The sequence below is a fragment of the Halalkalibaculum roseum genome, from assembly GCF_011059145.1.
GTDB lineage: Bacteria > Bacteroidota > Rhodothermia > Balneolales > Balneolaceae > Halalkalibaculum > Halalkalibaculum roseum.
Window position 1 is genome coordinate 496,310 of sequence record NZ_JAALLT010000004.1, and the last position, 15,893, is coordinate 512,202.

Sequence of the window (15,893 nt, forward strand, 5' to 3'; positions counted from 1 at the left end):
TGTGCTCCACTTGTTTATTAAGGTGTTCAAGTGGTTAGATGCCGGCCCCGGTAAAAACTTGCGGAATTTCTTAAAAAAATTATCAACCGCCCATATTTAGCTTCTCACCTTTCAGAAATACCTCCCTGCAGGTATTCGGGCGGAAGTGATACATCCAAAAGTTGGGGTCCGGGGCATCTATCAGAGCAAAATCAGCTGATTTACCGGGTTCAATGGAGCCGATTTCCCGCTGCCGGTGAATGGCTTTGGCAGCATAGATGGTTGCGCCTTTTAATGCTTCCAATGGTGTCAGCCTCCCCTGGTTACAGGCAAGCATCATCGCTAAAGGTAAGTCAAAAGTCGGTGCGGATCCCGGATTGAAATCTGTTGCAACCGCAACTTCGAGTCCCGCATCTACTAGCCTGCGGCAATCCAGTGGGGTTTCCTGTGTGTAGAGAGATGCCAGAGGCAATGTGACGCCTACCACTCCTGCTTCAGCCATTGCCAGAATACCCTTATCGGAAATCTTCTCCAGGTGATCAGCACTTGCGGCTTCCATCTCGGCTGCAAGCTCAGCTCCCCCGCAGGAGGTCAGCTGGTCAGCATGAAGTTTAGGTACCATCCCTGCTGCTTGTGCCGAAACCAGAATGCGTCTGGCATCCTCTACAGAAAAAGCCGAATCCTCCACGAAAACATCACAAAATTCGGCAAGGCCCGCTTCAGCGACAGCCGGAATCATCTCATTAATAACCAGATCGACATAAGCGGTATGATCTTCCCTGTATTCGGCAGGAAAGGTGTGAGCGCCTAAAAATGTAGATACCATATGAACCGGTTGTTCTTCAGATAGGCGACGGTAAACTTCCAGAATCTTAAGCTCCTCCTCAACCGATAACCCGTACCCGCTTTTGCATTCTACAGCCGTCACCCCTAGCCTGACCATTTCGCTCAGAAATCCGGAAGCCTTTTCATACAGTTCCTCAACCGTAGCCTCTCGAGTCTCCCTGACTGTAGACAGAATACCGCCTCCTGCCTTGGCTATCTCCAGATAGCTTTTACCCTTCAGGCGCATCTCGAATTCATCCGGACGCCATCCACCGAAAGCCAGGTGCGTGTGGCAGTCAACCAGTCCGGGTATAACCATCGCCTGTTCGGCATCGAAAGTTTTCTCGTCCTCATACTCTGCGGGCAAGTCAACCTCGTTACCGACCCAGACAATCTTATCACCTTTCCAGACAATGGCTGCATCCTCGATAAGGTGAATTTCATGCTGCCTTCCTTCTTGTCGGCAGGTTGCCAGATAACCGATGTTTGTGAGTTTAGGCATCGTTATACCAGTTTTTTGTGTTGCTCTTCAACCTCTTCGGTAATCTTCCTTTCCTGGATCAACCGCACGGCATTATTGATATCGTCCTTAAAATAGTGGTCGGTATCGGCATGTGGAATGGCGTTTCTGATAAATTCATGCGCAACTTCAACACCTTTCCCCGGGCGTAGCGGTTTTCGGAAGTCCAGCGCCTGGGCCGCAGTAAACAGCTCAATGGCCAGTACCTGCTCCACATTATGATATACTTCCAACAGCTTCAGTGCACCGATACTGCCCATGCTTACATGGTCTTCCTGCCCAAGGCTGGTTGGGATGGAATCTACAGATGCCGGATGGCACAAAACTTTGTTTTCTGAAACCAGCGCAGCTGATGTGTACTGAGGTATCATAAAACCCGAGTTTATCCCGGTCTCTTCCATCAGCAATTCAGGCAGGCCATCGTGTCCTTCAAGCAGCAGGTAGGTTCTTCTTTCAGAAATGCTGGCAAACTCGGCAAGAGCAATCTTTGCATAATCTATGGCCAGCGCCAACGGTTGGCCGTGGAAATTGCCCCCACTGATAATATCTCCGTTTTCAAAAACCAGTGGATTATCGGTAACCGAATTGATCTCCGTCTCTATGGTTCCAACACAGTGTCGCAACGCGTCTCTGCTGGCTCCGTGAACCTGGGGGACGCAACGCAGGCAGTAGGGATCCTGAACCTTGCCGCAATTGCGATGTGACTCCAGGATTTCACTGTTCATGAGAAGATCCCTTACATTTTGCGCCACCTCTTTCTGACCTTTATGGGGACGAATTTCGTGTATGCGCTCATCAAAGGGCTTGATGCTTCCCTGAAGCGCTTCCAGACTCATAGCGGCGATTAGATCTGCCGTTTTTGTAAGAGCAAGGCTCTTTTCCAGCACGTAGGACCCGTAGGCACTCATAAGCTGTGTACCGTTTATGAGTGATAATCCGTCTTTTGCCTGGAGATCGATGGGTTCTATATCATGTTGCTTCAGAACCTTCTCTGCCGGGATAGTATCCGTACCCTCTTCATTCCAGAAAAAACCGTAACCGAGCAGCGGCAAGGACATATGAGCCAGCGGCGCCAGGTCACCGGATGCACCTACACTGCCTTTCTCCGGCATGGCAGGAATCAGATCATTTTCACAGAAATAGATCAAACGCTCAAAGGTCTCAACGGAAATTCCTGAATGCCCGATACCAAGGGCATGAATTTTAAGCTGAAGCATCAGGCGGGATATGTCCTTCGGAATCAACTCCCCAACACCAACCGAATGGGAAAGAATCAGGTTTCTTTGCAACTGTTTTAGCTGCTCCTTGTTAACCTGCTTGTTGGCCAGTGCCCCGAAACCCGTGTTGATGCCGTATAACGGTTCGTTACCCTGAAGGGCTTCCTCAACAATGGTTCTTGACTGTTTGACGGAAGACATATCGCTCTTCAGAGTAGAGACTCTTTGATCCAGATCCCTGTACAAGTTCTTGACGCTAATCTTCACAATTCTTTTCCCGATTTATCACTTTAAAATTTACCTGAACAAGATAGCAGAATCTTTTCATCAACCCAATCTCATCACTCCGCAAGTGACGCCCCATTTGGTTACTATTAACCAAATATCTCTGATAAAAGTAGATTTATTCATAAAAATATGTAGTTTGATTTATTAACCAAGCGGTGGGGAAAACCGTTATTCATCCGTGTAATTAGAGAGGCACGGTAAAATTCACAGAGATGATCCGGTGCTATCATGTTTTAAAAACTACTGGCCGGCGGGTGAATAGGAGCAAATAATAAATAAATTCAGCTAGCATTGTTCAAAGACACCAATAATAAAAAGCAAACCGAGCAAGAGTTACAGCGACTGACCAAAGAGAATACCCGGTTGCGCCGGGCGGTAGATGAGCTGGCTATTTTAAACGACCTGGCTTTAGCTATAAGCGGTAGCCTGGATAGTGAAAAAATTATGCGCTCCATTATCAGTAAATCTATAAGAGCCCTCGAAGCAGAGCAGGGAGATATCACCCTTGTGGATGAAGAAAAATCTGATACCGGTCAGACGCTTGTACGAAGTATGGTTAGCTCTACCGAAAGAACACCCCTTCACCTCAATCAGAATCTTCTGGGCTGGATGCAAATCAACAAGAAGCCGTTGATGATCAATGATCCTGATAACGACCAGCGATTCAGAAATACTAAGTGGGAATCTTCGATACGCTCCCTAATCAGTGCTCCGCTGATGGCACGTTCCAAACTGATCGGCATTCTTACCGTTTACAACAAAAGCAAAAACAGCGATGCAAAATTTACCGAATCAGACCAGCGCCTGTTGTCGATTATCGCAGCACAGTCAGCACAGGTAGTAGAAAATGCCAGGCTGTATGAGGAGGAACAGGCTCTGCAATTTGTACGCAGGGAACTGGAGCTGGCTTCCAGCATACAAAAAAAGTTGCTCCCTTCAACCGCTCCGCAGGTCGAAGGTTATACCCTTTCAGGTAAAAACCTGACGGCACAAACCGTGGGAGGTGACTATTTTGACTTTATTCAGATAGATGATAACCGCTGGGCGCTTTGTCTCGGAGATATCAGCGGAAAAGGGCTGCCGGCTTCCCTGCTCATGTCTAACCTCCAGGCTATCTTGCGCGGACAGGTGCTTCACCTCAAGAACCCTTCTGACATATTGAATAAAGCCAACCATCAACTGTTTCAAAGTACCAGTTCGGAAAAATTTGCAACCATGTTCCTGGGCATCCTCGACCTATCGCAAAATAATCTGGTCTTTTCCTGCGCGGGACATGAATATCCCTTTTTACTTAAGTCAGACGGTACTCATCAACGTTTGCAATCCGGAGGGGTGCCATTGGGTGTTCTTGAAGGACAAGAGTATTCAGAAGAAACCATTTCATTGGAAAGAGGCGATTGCCTGTTTGTTTTCTCCGACGGTATCACAGACAGTATAAACGTTGAGGATGAACGTTTTGGAGAAGAGAGGCTCGAGCAAGCTTTGCTAGAATTACAGGAGAGCAAAACCGATCCAGAGACCATGATCAATGAAGTTTTTAACAGAAGCATCAAACACAGCGGACAGTCAAAACGATTCGACGATATGACGGCTGTTGTATTAACCCGAAATCAATAAGGGGGGGGACCGACCAATGTTCATACGTTTCGTAGAAGCCCGTATTCGCATGAAAGACATATCTAAATTGGAACAGATATACACTGATCTGATCATGCCGGTACTGGAAGAAACGAAAGGATGTATTTTTGCCGGCCTTTTAAAGAACCTGGACAAACCCAAGGAGTATATCTCACTTACTATCTGGGACAAACAGGAATCAGCAGAAAAGTACATAGCTTCGGGCAAATATGACCAAAACGTCGATCAGGTTCGCCTTCTTTTTGAGGAGAGCTCAGAATGGAAAATACAGCTATCAGAAGATAATATGGTTGAATATACCCCGGTCGCCAGTAATCCGGTCGTTAAAAGTTACCCTGTAGAGGAAGATGAAAAACCTTTATCCGAAAAAGTAGCATCTGAGAGAACTTACTTGAGGATTATTTCGCATAAAGTTCGTGAGGGAGCCCAAGAGGAGTTTACTGAAATCTATAATTCTGAAATATTACCTGAATTAGTAAGTGTTGAAGGCTGTAAGTATGCTTTCCTCGTTGATAATTCCGGTAATGACGGAGAAATGCTTTCCCTATCCATATGGGACTCGCAGGAGCACATAGCCCGCTATGAAGAAGACGGCAGATTTGACAGTTTTCTTGACAAACTGAGCCATACCCTGGGTGATTTATACCAGTGGAAAATGGCATTGAGTGACAGCTCTTCCACAAAAACTATTACGAGTCAGGATATCGGGATTGACAAGTATACTCTGGTTACCGGCAAAAAATTCCAGCGATAAATAGATAGTTCAACAACAAAGTGACAATCATGATAAAAAAACTACCCTTGCTCTCCATATTTTTATTCTTTTTGGTATCAGGACTTTCTGCCCAGCAGTCACAGGTAAACGAAGAGTTAACCAGTTTACTTAATCGATTTCTCCAGGGAGCCAGTGAAAACAGTGTGGAAATGCATGATCGCTTTTGGGCGGAAGACCTGATCTATACAAGCTCTTCCGGCCAGCGCTATGGAAAACAACGAATCATGGATGGATTACAAAGCAGCGGCAATGAGGAAAGCGAACCAGCTACCCAATGGTCAGCCGAGAATATTCAGATCCGCAGTTATGGCAAGGTAGCTATTGTTGCATTCAAACTGGTAGGCAAAACAGAGTTAACAGACGGTGAAGAACGTACCGAATACCTGAACAGTGGTACCTTTGTGAAAAGACAAGGACAGTGGAAAGCCGTTAACTGGCAGGCTACCAAGGTACCGGAATAACCCAGAAGAAGCCTGACAGGTTTTAGAAACCTGTCAGGCTTCTTCTGGGTATTGATCAAAATCTTCAAGCATTTCTACGTGAGCTGCCCTAAACTTCTCAATACCATCAAATAACTGCAGCACTTTATTTTTATTTAGGAATGATTCACCTTCTCGGAAATAGAAATGATAAGATGAATATGGATATCCCTCGATATTAGATACAAATCGATGCTTTACAGGGTTTTGATGAATATAAATAACAAGTCGACGAAAATAGCTATCGGTGCTGACCTCCTTTCTCCTGAATGGTCTTTGAAATAGACTGCCAACCCGATCTTCTTGTTTATTGATCGATAGCGTGTAGGAATTAAAAAAGTTACTTAAATGCCTGGATGGAGATCGTAATTTATTGGAGTTCAAATCCACCTTTTGGAATAACTCTTCTTGAAGCTCTTCAGATCTAACACTGACCAACATGTGGAAATGATTTTTCATCAAACAGTATGCGTAAGTATCTAATACATGATAGCAATGATGAATATACCTGTTAATGAAGTAGTCGTAATTTCTTTCCTGATGGAATAATTTTTCACGGTTATTACCGCGATTGTAGATATGGTAATATTTATGCGGTTCAAGCTTTATCAATGTCTCTCTCCTGAATTTTTATCCTACTTCTACCCTCCCCCCCAACCCTGACAGGCTTGCGAAGCCTGTCAGGGTTGGGGGTACCTTTACCTAGTAGCCATGCCCATGGCTTTTTCTTTTCCTAGCAGCGAAAGCCTCCGTTTTGGCGTCCTCTCCAGTTGTCTTTCGTATGCTTCCACTGCTTCTCCATAGTTTTCCATCTCGAGCAGTACATCACCCAACAGCTCAAGGGAAGGTTTTACGATGGTTGGCGGACCAAAATCCACGGGCAATTCCAGTTCAGCTGCTACGGTCTCCCTGAGTAACTTAAGGCCCTCCTGGGGGTTTCCCTCTTCAATCAGCAGCAGACTTTTAATCTGATCAGCCTGAATATCCCGCTCGGCACTCTGAGGCAGCTTAAGTATCTTGTTTAGGTTTTCACGAGCTGTGGATTCTTTATCTCTCATCAGAGCAGCCAGAGCCGAGGTGTAAAAGTAGTTGAGGCTTCCTTGAGTATCGGTATCATATTTAGCTGTCCAAGTATCCGCGCCGGACCAGTTCTCGGAGTCAACAATTTGGTGTCCCCTCATCACGGCAAAATGCCACATTTCCCCGGAGCTTGCATCTTCGGCAATTCTCTCACTACAGGTATTCAGAACCTGTTTTGCCTTATCGGTTGCTCCTTCCTGAAGATACCCGTACTGCAGCCACCAGGGATAATGCCCGCAGACTGAGGTTTGTTCATTTAGTTCCTTCTGGCGATCGGTCTGCACATTCCGGGCCACGATATTGGCATCCACAACATCATCCCACATCCCCAGTGCCAGAAAGATATGTGATGTCATATGCTGCGCATGAGCTGCCGCAGGTGCTATTTTAGAATAGGCTCTCGCCATTGGCAATCCCAGTGGAGCATGTATAGGGTCATCGAAAGAGTGTATCAGATAGTGAGCCGCGCCGGGATGCTGCTGATTTTCATTCCATACTTTAAAAAGCTGCGCTGCAGCCTGCATGTAAGTTTTGTAATCCCTTCCTTCGTGTGCTGTGCCCAAAATGGAAAGACCGTAGAATGCCGTTACTTCATGATCATTAGGATACTTTTCATGAAGTTCTTTCATTGCCTGACGGTACAGATCATCACGCTCTTCTTTGCTTTTGCCTTCTGACTGAGGAGTATTACCGTAAAGCACCTCCAGTGTCATCAGATAATCTTTCTCTCTTTGTGTAGGAGCCTTGGACTGGCGCTCAGCTACACTACCGCCTAGCTCTTTCAATACCTGCATGGCAGCTTCCCGGTCTTGTTGCATCCAAATGGGATGATTGTGCGTTTTCGCCTCACCGTAATAAGCCATGGCAAAGTCAGGATCTATCTCTCTAGCTCTTTTAAATGCCCGGGCGGCATCTGAATATTCAAAATTATGCAAAAACTTAACTCCTTCCATAAAATCAGCCTGGGCTTCTGTCGCTCCTGAATTGAGGAAGTCAATTTTACCAAGTTGTTTTTCTTGAGCGTGTACATCAGCACTCAAAAACAATATTATAATCAACGAAAGTGCAGTGCTTAGATAGGAATTCATGGCAATGAAATTTTAGTTACGGTCTAATAGGTAGATATACAAAATTGGAGGATGAAATAATAACACCTAATAACTTTTCCAAAGTTATTAAATTCCCTGTTCATGTAACTGTTATTTGATAACTTCTGAAAAGTTGGAGCTTACTTATTTAGGTATTTCTACAACCTTTTTTAACACCCCTTTAATCATGGTATGAGTGATGCTACGCATTTTTGAAATATCTTCCGAGGGATCATCATCCAGTATAATAAGATTAGCCAGTTTACCCGCTTCCAGGGTTCCAAAATCATTTCCCCGTTCCATGGCTTCCGCACCGTTGCGAGTGGCCATCACAATGAGGTCTTCGGCTGGTATACCCGCTTCCTGCATAAATTCCATCTCCTCATAAATCGAAGGTCCGTGCAGGGTTCCCGGATTTCCGGCATCCGTACCCACAATGATAGGTATGCCTGCTTCATAAACTCTCAATAGATTTTGCATTGCTACCTCACTCACCCGATCAGTTTCGATATCAAAATCTTGGATCCGCTCCAGAAATGCATCGCTAAAACGCGAATGATCCTCAAACTGCGAAGAATTGTTCACCAGCTCAAGTGTTTTGGAATCCACACAGCTATTGGGATCATCAACCGGCAGGGGCTCAATACCGGCCGCCGCCCGGTAAGCCATCATATAACCGCTTGAAACAATCAGGGTTGGGTTGTAATAGGTACCTTGCTGCTTAGCTAGATCCAAGAAATTTTGATCCACCGCAACGTCACTTACACTGTGAACCAGCAGCTTTGCACCTGCCTCAACAGCAGCTGTAGCTTGTTCTAAAGTAGTTGCATGTACAATCAACTTATTATCTTGCCTTTCGGTCTCTTCTGCAACAGCCCTTACACGATCCATATACTCATCATTATCGGCATCCAGCTGCCACAGCTTGATGCCCGTCGATCCAAGTGCCGATAGGTACTGGACGGTTTTGATACCCGCTTCGGCGCTCTCTAAGGGAACGAGTACTTTGTCAGAAGGCAAGTCAAAAGGGGCACCCGAAACCGGGGTGATAAGAGGACCTGCAGCGGCAACATGCGGAGCGTTCGGATTCTGCTCGGCTGACTCTTGGAAATCTACAGACCAAGACATCCCCCCGACATCATACACCCCCGTTATACCGGAGCAAAGATAGGAGTTATAGTAGCGTTCCGGGTGCTGCTTCTGATATGCCGCTACTTCCGAATATGGGTAGGTATCCGTAATATCCATCGCGTCGGGACGACTGTCAAAGAACCCGGTCTGAAAAAAGTGAACATGTCCGTCAATAAGTCCCGGTGTAATATACTTGCCCGTTACATCGATAATGTCAGCACCCGCAGGATTTGGACAGTCGCCCTCTTCACCTACGCATTCAATACGGCCGTCACGAATAAGTATTACACCATGCTCAATAATAGCCTTCCCCGTCCCATCAATTATATCAGCCCCGGTTAGAATCTGAATATTTCTAGTTGAAGTTTCCTCAGTACATGATGTTGTATATGCAAGTACAACGAATAACATGATAAAGGTGAAAAAATGCCGATTATTGGGTAATGTCATATTTCGGTATTTGATGGACATGAATATCACGAAATACAAATTTTCCTGTGCTAATCCAATTAGTTCATACATATAAGCGACTAATATGCCAATGATGGCAGCCAGAATATGTACTGTTTTATTCTAGATTTTTTTGTCCGGCCTGCTGCCTGATATAATGTTGAAGTGCAAGCAATTCTTCATCAGTAAGTTGGCTAAAGGCAGGCATCCCCATATCAACCTTAGTCCCCTCTCGTACAATAAGATCAAATGCAGATTCATCCAGAGGAATGGCTGATGCCCGCAGGTCAGGAGCCATCCCTCCGGAATAAGCAGCCGGACCATGACACTGATCACATTTATTATATACGACTGCCCCTTTATTGGCCAGCTTATAGTCTAAAACAAACTCACGGGCGCTGATTGGTTCAGGTACCTTGGGTGGTGGCAAAGAAGTCATCGCGGCGCTCCCATTTAGAGAAAAGGTAATCAGTCTGCGGGTGTGTTGCCTGTACGCCCATCCCAGTTCGGAAGCAGGAATTCCCCCAAGACCGGCATATCCGCCACCCCAGCCGACCAATAATGATATATATTGCCGGCCGTTTATTTTGTAAGTAATGGGTGGAGCAGAAATACCCAAACCTGCATTATACTCCCAAACGATGTCACCGGTAGCAGCATCATAGGCAAGTAACATCCCGTCAGATCGCCCCTGGAATACCAGATTTCCGGCAGTAGTCAGTGTTCCTGCATTCCAGAAATGTTCTTGCGGAACTTCCCAGGCCTTCTCCTGTTTGACAGGATCCCAGGCAATAAGAGAGGCAGGATAATCCCCGCGCTCATCTTCATTGATACTTATATTCACTCCAATACCCCCTTCGAATTCAACCGACTGCCAGTTAGCCAGATCCAGTCCTTCATCTGTAAACTCTGTACCAAGATGCAAAGCCGGTATATAAACCAGCCCGGTTTGTTGATTGTATGACATAGCATGCCATGAATGTGCTCCCCAGGGTGATGGCAAAATGAGTGCGGCATTTTCCTCATATCGGGCGCCCGGCACTTCTACCGGCCGTCCGGTTTCGGTATCTATTTCAGAGGCCCAGGTGGTTTTTGCAAATGGTTCGGCAGAAATCAGTTTGCCTGTCTCCCGGTTAATCACATAAAAAAATCCGTTTTTGGGAGCATGCAATATGGCCTTTACCTCTTCTCCATCGATCTCCAAATCGGCTAAGACAATATCCATGTTGGAATTGTAGTCCCATGTTTCTCCGGGTGTTGTTTGATAATGCCAGAGGTATTCACCGGTATCCGGATCAAGTGCTACAATTGAACAGAGAAAGAGGTTATCGCCTCCCTCCGGACTTCTAATTTTCCTGTTCCAGGGCGAGCCGTTACCGGTGCCGACATACAGCACATCCAAATCGGGATCATAGGTGAAACCGTGCCAGGCATTGCCACCACCGCCATGTTTCCACCATTCCCCTGTCCAGGTTTCAGCAGCCATCTCCATGGCCTCACTTTCGAAACCATCGGCGGGATTACCGGGAACAATATAGAATTTCCATGCTTCCTCACCTGTTTTGGTATCATAAGCCGTTACAAAACCCCGGGAAGGGCCATTTTCTGTTCCCCCGTTGCCAATCAACACCTTGTCTTTAAATGCTTTAGGAGCTCCCGTAATATAGAGTGCTTTGTCTTCATCAAAAGTTCGAACCGACCAATTGAGCTTTCCCGTTTGAGCATCCAGGGAAATCAACCTCCCGTCCCATGTTGCAGCAAATACACTTCCCTTATAAAAGGATAAGCCGCGGTTATGAACCCAGCCCACCTGTCTTTTACCTGCCACATGTTTACCTACTTCAGGATTGTATTCCCAAATAAGCTCGCCAGATACCGCATCAACAGCCCTGACAATATTCATGGTACCCGTAAAGTACATGATACCGTTAACAACTAGGGGTGTGGATACCAATCCTACATCATTAGGTAAGTCTAAAAACCAGTCTACCTTTAGTTCATTGACGTTTGCTGTGCTAACATCTTCAAGCGGACTAAAACGCTGTTCATAATGAGTACCTCCATAGGCTAACCATTCAGAAACCAGGTTTTGGTCAGAAAGAGCACGGTCATCAACTACAATACGTTCATCCTTGTAACGGCAGCTCATAAAAACTACCGAGATTAAAAAAGCTACAATAAACTTATTGAAAATCCATATACCGCTATAACGCCTTTCAGCTTTTTTTAGCTCTCTAGTCATTCCTTCAATTGACAAACCTCTCATACTACGCACCTTTTTTGAGTTCCCGTTGTGGTGGCTTATAGCAAAATGTCTCAGGTGATATTCAGGTGGGGGCTCTTTTGACAAAATATCTTACTAAGAAGACCTCTATTTTCCTAATGAATAATTTTCGCAGGTTCGATTCTGAAATGAAATCCTTGGCCTAAACATCCTGGAAATTTGTAGCTATGCACGGGAATTAGTATCCAATACTAACAGCCGGCCTTACCGGTAAGAGTAATCGTTAGTAACGGCAGCCTTTTTTAACAGTTGTTAGTTAACCTGCAGTAGCTATATTAATACTATGCATGATATGCTGATCTATTTTTTTACTCTTCATTAAAAATTTGACTGAATAAATGGCTACAGTTAAAAAGACTAAAGGAGTTATAGGTATCCTGACCGGTGGAGGAGATGTTCCCGGCTTAAACCCTGCTATTCGAGGGGTAACGATAAGAGCTTTAAGGGAAGGTTACAAGGTCATCGGTATCCGTCGTGGGTGGGGTGGTGCAATTGACATTATTCGTGACAAGGAATATGATAACAGCAATAATTTTCAGGAGCTAACCGAAGAGGTCGTTAATAAAGCCGGTCGAACCGGTGGTACTTTTTTACACACTTCCCGAACAAATCCGAGCAAAGTTAAAAAAGACCGGGTGCCCAGTCATCTTATGGATACCTACTCAGATGAAATAAACGACTTAACACCTGAAGTGTTAAAAAACCTGGATTTTCTGGGACTCGATTATTTGATACCTATCGGCGGAGATGACACCCTAAGTTACGGGGTGCGCCTGAACAGCGAAGGTTTTAAAGTAGTTGCAATTCCAAAAACCATGGATAACGATGTTCCGGGCACCGACTACTGTATCGGCTTCAGCACCTGTATTACCCGTACTATCCATCTGGCAAACAGTCTCAGAACCTCTGCAGGATCTCATGAGCGTTTTTTGGTCATGGAAGTTTTTGGGCGCTATGCAGGTTTTACTGCTATGCTTCCAACTATGGCCGGAGCTGCTCAGCGCTGCGTCATTCCTGAATATAAGTTTGATATGGAACACCTTACTGAGCTTCTGGTTTATGACCGTGAAAAAAACCCAAGCCGTTATTCCATGGTACTGGTATCGGAAGGTGCCATGTTTGAAGGAGGAGAGATGGTCTTTAAAGATGCAACAACCGATGCTTATGGTCATAAAAAATTAGGTGGCATTGGTGACCTTGTATCTGAAGAGTTGAAAAGACTCTCACCTAAATTTAACAATGGCAAAAAAATTAATACCATTACCCAAAAGCTTGGATATATGGTTAGGGGTGGCGATCCCGATGCCATAGACTCCATAGTACCCATGGCCTATGGCAATCTGGCTCTTGATCTTATCTTGAATAATATTCACGGCAGACTGGTGGTACTTAAAAATGGGCGATATGATAATATTCCGGTTGAGATGGTAACAAGCCGTAAAAAATTTGTGAATGTTGAAAAACACTATAATAGGGAACGCCTGCGCCCATTTTACAAAAGCTTTGAAATGCAGCCTCTTTTTATCATGACTAGCGAAAATTAAGTTCAAACAACCAATTGTTATGCCGAAACTGACTTTCGATCATTACACGATCAAAGTAAAAGACCTGGAAACCAGCGCAGCATTTTATAAAAACGTTTTGGGTTTGGATGAAATTGAAAATAGAACAGGAAAGCCTTATATCAGATGGTTTTCCATCGGTAAGAGTACAGAGTTGCATATCGTAGAGGGAGATAACCGTGGTATACATACCAATGTTGGCGTGCACCTGGCAATGAAACTGGATGATTTTGACGGATTTATCTCTCACCTGAAATCAAAAAACATATTGACTCACGATTCCAAAGCTAGACCGGGAAGCATTACCACCCGAGCCGATGGGGTTCGCCAGGTATATTTTCAGGACCCTGACGGCTACTGGATTGAGGTTAATGAAGCCGACTAATTCGGACAAATGATATTTATGAACCAAACCCTCCAAGGGTCGAATGACCCTTGGAGGGTTGATGAGAGAGTTGATTGTAATCAAACTAGCTGACTATTCCTCCCATTTTTCAAATAGAACACCCATGGTTCTACCATTGGAAGCTTCGAATCCGACGATCTCACCCTCCTCATTTCTAACAAATTTCATCTCTGCAATGGGAAAGCCCGCCGAGAATGAATCTTTATCACCCGGTGTCATGGTCATATCATCCATGCTATAGTGTTTTAGTACCAGACTACTGTCTTCTATAGCAATCGTATAGAATGTTTGAAGTTCATTGCTTAAATAGGTTCCTGAATACTCCTTCATTTCGGACTGGGAAGGATTCCATTCTATACGGGTTGCCACATGATGGCCGTTCTGGTGCAGGGTCAGTGAATCGGCCGAGCCATCTTCATTCCTATGAAAAGTAATATCAGCATTCACGCCCACCAGGCTAAAGGTTGAATCGGAAGTTGCCCTGATATCGATTTCTGGCTGTCCGGTAGCCTGGGTATAGATTCGGTCTCCATCTCGTGAGAAGGTAAGTATGAATCCGGGTTGAATCTTGAGTTCATATCGTCCGGTGAGTGGCTCAAAGTTTTCCGGATCATATTCAAAATCGGCTGCTGTTTGCGTTTCCTCTACAGGTGCCGACCCATCCTCCTGCATATATTCTCCGAAAAATAGATCGGCAATTTTCTGAGGTATGTCTCCTCTGAAATTGGCATTGTTGCTTTGGGTCACTACAGCTGCATCAATCTCTGGAAAATACATCAACATAGAGCGATGGGCCACATCCGCGCCGCCGTGATGTATATATTTCAACCCTTTATACTCCTGCACAAACAGCCCCAGGCCATAACCAGTGGTATCGCCACTCGTCAACACAAACGGGGTAGTCATCTCCCTGATAATATCTTCGTTGCCGACTTTAGGATCCTCAAAATTTCGAATCCACTTAGCTAAATCCTTCAGCGTTGTGTAGATACCGCCTGCTCCCATGGCGCCACCCAGGTCTGTCATTTCAACATAATTTCCACCTTCGCCAATGGCGTATCCTTGCGACCTGCCGGGTACTACCTGGTTCTGATCATGGCGAACCATAGAATGATTCATCTGCAAAGAGTTAAAGACATTCTCCTGCATCCATTCAGGAAACGGAGTTTCAGTAACCCGTTCTATAATTTCAACCATCAGGGCAAATCCGGTATTGTTATAATTCCATTCGGCTCCGGGTTTGTTTTGCAGATCGGGCTGGCGCTGAACAACTTCAATTATTTCTGCCCTATCCAGAGAGCTGCTCAAATCATGACCTCTCATCGCCAGGGTATTCAGGTACTCCCGGTAACCGCTGGTATGGGTAAGCAGATTTCTGATGGTAACCGGGAATTCAAATTCCGGCAGCTCTGGAATGTATTTACGTACGTTATCATCCAATGAAATCTTACCTCGCTCGGCAAGCAGAGCGGCAGCGAAAGCTGTAAACTGCTTGGAGGTGGAACCGATATTCGTACGTGTATCTACTTCAAACGGGATATCGTAGGTTAGGCTAGCCATCCCATAGGCTTCGGCAAAAATTATTTCTCCATCTTTCATCGCCATTGCTGCAGCACCGGGCACCTCATCTCCACTATAGCTTATCATCAGTTGATCAACCCGCTCTTCAGACTCGGTGGCAACAGCTTCTAGCAGGGACACTGTAAAGGAGTACCGGCCCTCCTCATCCTCAAAAGGCATCACCTTAATACTGTATTTACCTGTTTCTTCCGTATCGAACTGAAAGAGCTCTTTCCCTCTTGCAGGAATATCAAAAGCACCGATGATTTTGCCTGTAGGATCTTTAATCTCAATTTCAACATCAACACTTAACTGATCGACGAATCCGTAAACAAACCGCCCGGAATCAGCATCGAGGACATAAGTATGAGAACTCCGCAATGCGAGTGAGTCTGTATATTCTTGTCCTACAGTAATTGATCTTACTTTTTCCCTTCTGTCTTGTGCCTGTAAACTTCCATATAGAAGCAAAACTGAAAAAAGTATTGTGCAAATGCGTTTCATTGGTTGATTCTCCCTTAATATTGATTTTTCTATTTAAAAATAGATTAGACTATCCTGATCTGTTTAATGCAATTGTCAAGTAATTCCACGGTGGGTTTACTACACGA

The 15,893-nt window shown here is 45.1% G+C and carries 12 protein-coding genes; 5 read left to right on the plus strand and 7 right to left on the minus strand.

What is annotated here, in order from left to right:
• Positions 1 to 82: 82 nt before the first annotated feature.
• Together hutI and hutH are read right to left on the minus strand one after the other, a co-directional pair.
• Complete coding sequence (gene hutI / locus G3570_RS14100; RefSeq protein WP_165143450.1) at positions 83 to 1,306, minus strand: imidazolonepropionase; 1,224 nt, start codon at positions 1,304 to 1,306, stop codon at positions 83 to 85.
• A gap of 2 nt (positions 1,307 to 1,308) precedes the next feature.
• Positions 1,309 to 2,808 carry a histidine ammonia-lyase gene (hutH, locus tag G3570_RS14105; RefSeq protein ID WP_346267305.1) on the minus strand — a complete coding sequence of 500 codons (1,500 nt, stop codon included), beginning with the start codon at positions 2,806 to 2,808 and terminating at the stop codon, positions 1,309 to 1,311.
• 312 nt (positions 2,809 to 3,120) lie between these two features.
• Between hutH and G3570_RS14110 the strand changes: the two genes are divergently transcribed.
• From G3570_RS14110 to G3570_RS14120, 3 genes are read left to right on the plus strand one after another with little or no spacing between them, the layout of a single operon-like run.
• Positions 3,121 to 4,446, plus strand: coding sequence for a PP2C family protein-serine/threonine phosphatase (locus G3570_RS14110; protein ID WP_165143452.1), 1,326 nt, complete (start codon positions 3,121 to 3,123; stop codon positions 4,444 to 4,446).
• A gap of 16 nt (positions 4,447 to 4,462) precedes the next feature.
• Entirely contained in the window at positions 4,463 to 5,221 is a 759-nt protein-coding gene (locus G3570_RS14115) for an antibiotic biosynthesis monooxygenase family protein (protein ID WP_165143454.1), read from the plus strand.
• A 29-nt stretch (positions 5,222 to 5,250) separates the two neighbouring features.
• Complete coding sequence (locus tag G3570_RS14120) at positions 5,251 to 5,703, plus strand: nuclear transport factor 2 family protein (protein ID WP_165143456.1); 453 nt, start codon at positions 5,251 to 5,253, stop codon at positions 5,701 to 5,703.
• Positions 5,704 to 5,736: 33 nt separating this feature from the next.
• Here G3570_RS14120 and G3570_RS14125 read toward each other — a convergent pair whose 3' ends face one another.
• From G3570_RS14125 to G3570_RS14140, 4 genes are all read right to left on the minus strand, one after another.
• Positions 5,737 to 6,180, minus strand: a complete 444-nt coding sequence (locus G3570_RS14125; RefSeq protein ID WP_165143458.1) for a hypothetical protein — start codon at positions 6,178 to 6,180, stop codon at positions 5,737 to 5,739.
• Between the two features lie 239 nt (positions 6,181 to 6,419).
• Positions 6,420 to 7,889 (minus strand): tetratricopeptide repeat protein, encoded by a 1,470-nt coding sequence (locus G3570_RS14130; RefSeq protein ID WP_165143460.1) that lies wholly within the window; start codon positions 7,887 to 7,889, stop codon positions 6,420 to 6,422.
• 144 nt (positions 7,890 to 8,033) lie between these two features.
• The gene (locus tag G3570_RS14135) at positions 8,034 to 9,431 is read right to left on the minus strand and encodes an amidohydrolase family protein (RefSeq protein ID WP_165143462.1); all 1,398 of its coding nucleotides are present in this window, start codon (positions 9,429 to 9,431) and stop codon (positions 8,034 to 8,036) included.
• Between the two features lie 157 nt (positions 9,432 to 9,588).
• On the minus strand, positions 9,589 to 11,619 hold the full coding sequence (locus G3570_RS14140; protein WP_165143464.1) for a PQQ-dependent dehydrogenase, methanol/ethanol family: 2,031 nt from the start codon (positions 11,617 to 11,619) through the stop codon (positions 9,589 to 9,591).
• A 473-nt stretch (positions 11,620 to 12,092) separates the two neighbouring features.
• On the opposite strand from G3570_RS14140, the gene G3570_RS14145 reads away from it, so the two are divergent.
• Together G3570_RS14145 and G3570_RS14150 are read left to right on the plus strand one after the other, a co-directional pair.
• Entirely contained in the window at positions 12,093 to 13,298 is a 1,206-nt protein-coding gene (locus tag G3570_RS14145; RefSeq protein ID WP_165143466.1) for a 6-phosphofructokinase, read from the plus strand.
• A gap of 19 nt (positions 13,299 to 13,317) precedes the next feature.
• Positions 13,318 to 13,701, plus strand: a complete 384-nt coding sequence (locus G3570_RS14150) for a VOC family protein (protein ID WP_165143468.1) — start codon at positions 13,318 to 13,320, stop codon at positions 13,699 to 13,701.
• A gap of 93 nt (positions 13,702 to 13,794) precedes the next feature.
• On the opposite strand, the gene G3570_RS14155 is transcribed toward G3570_RS14150, so the two are convergent.
• Positions 13,795 to 15,786 carry a serine hydrolase gene (locus tag G3570_RS14155; RefSeq protein WP_165143470.1) on the minus strand — a complete coding sequence of 664 codons (1,992 nt, stop codon included), beginning with the start codon at positions 15,784 to 15,786 and terminating at the stop codon, positions 13,795 to 13,797.
• Between the last annotated feature and the right edge of the window lie 107 nt (positions 15,787 to 15,893).

What these genes read in the sequence shown, in the direction of transcription:
- G3570_RS14130 (WP_165143460.1), bottom strand. Translation starts at nt 7,889, where the DNA reads ATGAATTCCTATCTAAGCACTGCACTTTCGTTGATTATAATATTGTTT.
- G3570_RS14145 (WP_165143466.1), top strand. Translation starts at nt 12,093, where the DNA reads ATGGCTACAGTTAAAAAGACTAAAGGAGTTATAGGTATCCTGACCGGT.
- G3570_RS14150 (WP_165143468.1), top strand. Translation starts at nt 13,318, where the DNA reads ATGCCGAAACTGACTTTCGATCATTACACGATCAAAGTAAAAGACCTG.
- G3570_RS14125 (WP_165143458.1), bottom strand. Translation starts at nt 6,180, where the DNA reads ATGAAAAATCATTTCCACATGTTGGTCAGTGTTAGATCTGAAGAGCTT.
- G3570_RS14140 (WP_165143464.1), bottom strand. Translation starts at nt 11,619, where the DNA reads ATGAGCTGCCGTTACAAGGATGAACGTATTGTAGTTGATGACCGTGCT.
- G3570_RS14135 (WP_165143462.1), bottom strand. Translation starts at nt 9,431, where the DNA reads ATGTTATTCGTTGTACTTGCATATACAACATCATGTACTGAGGAAACT.
- G3570_RS14120 (WP_165143456.1), top strand. Translation starts at nt 5,251, where the DNA reads ATGATAAAAAAACTACCCTTGCTCTCCATATTTTTATTCTTTTTGGTA.
- G3570_RS14115 (WP_165143454.1), top strand. Translation starts at nt 4,463, where the DNA reads ATGTTCATACGTTTCGTAGAAGCCCGTATTCGCATGAAAGACATATCT.
- hutI (WP_165143450.1), bottom strand. Translation starts at nt 1,306, where the DNA reads ATGCCTAAACTCACAAACATCGGTTATCTGGCAACCTGCCGACAAGAA.
- G3570_RS14155 (WP_165143470.1), bottom strand. Translation starts at nt 15,786, where the DNA reads ATGAAACGCATTTGCACAATACTTTTTTCAGTTTTGCTTCTATATGGA.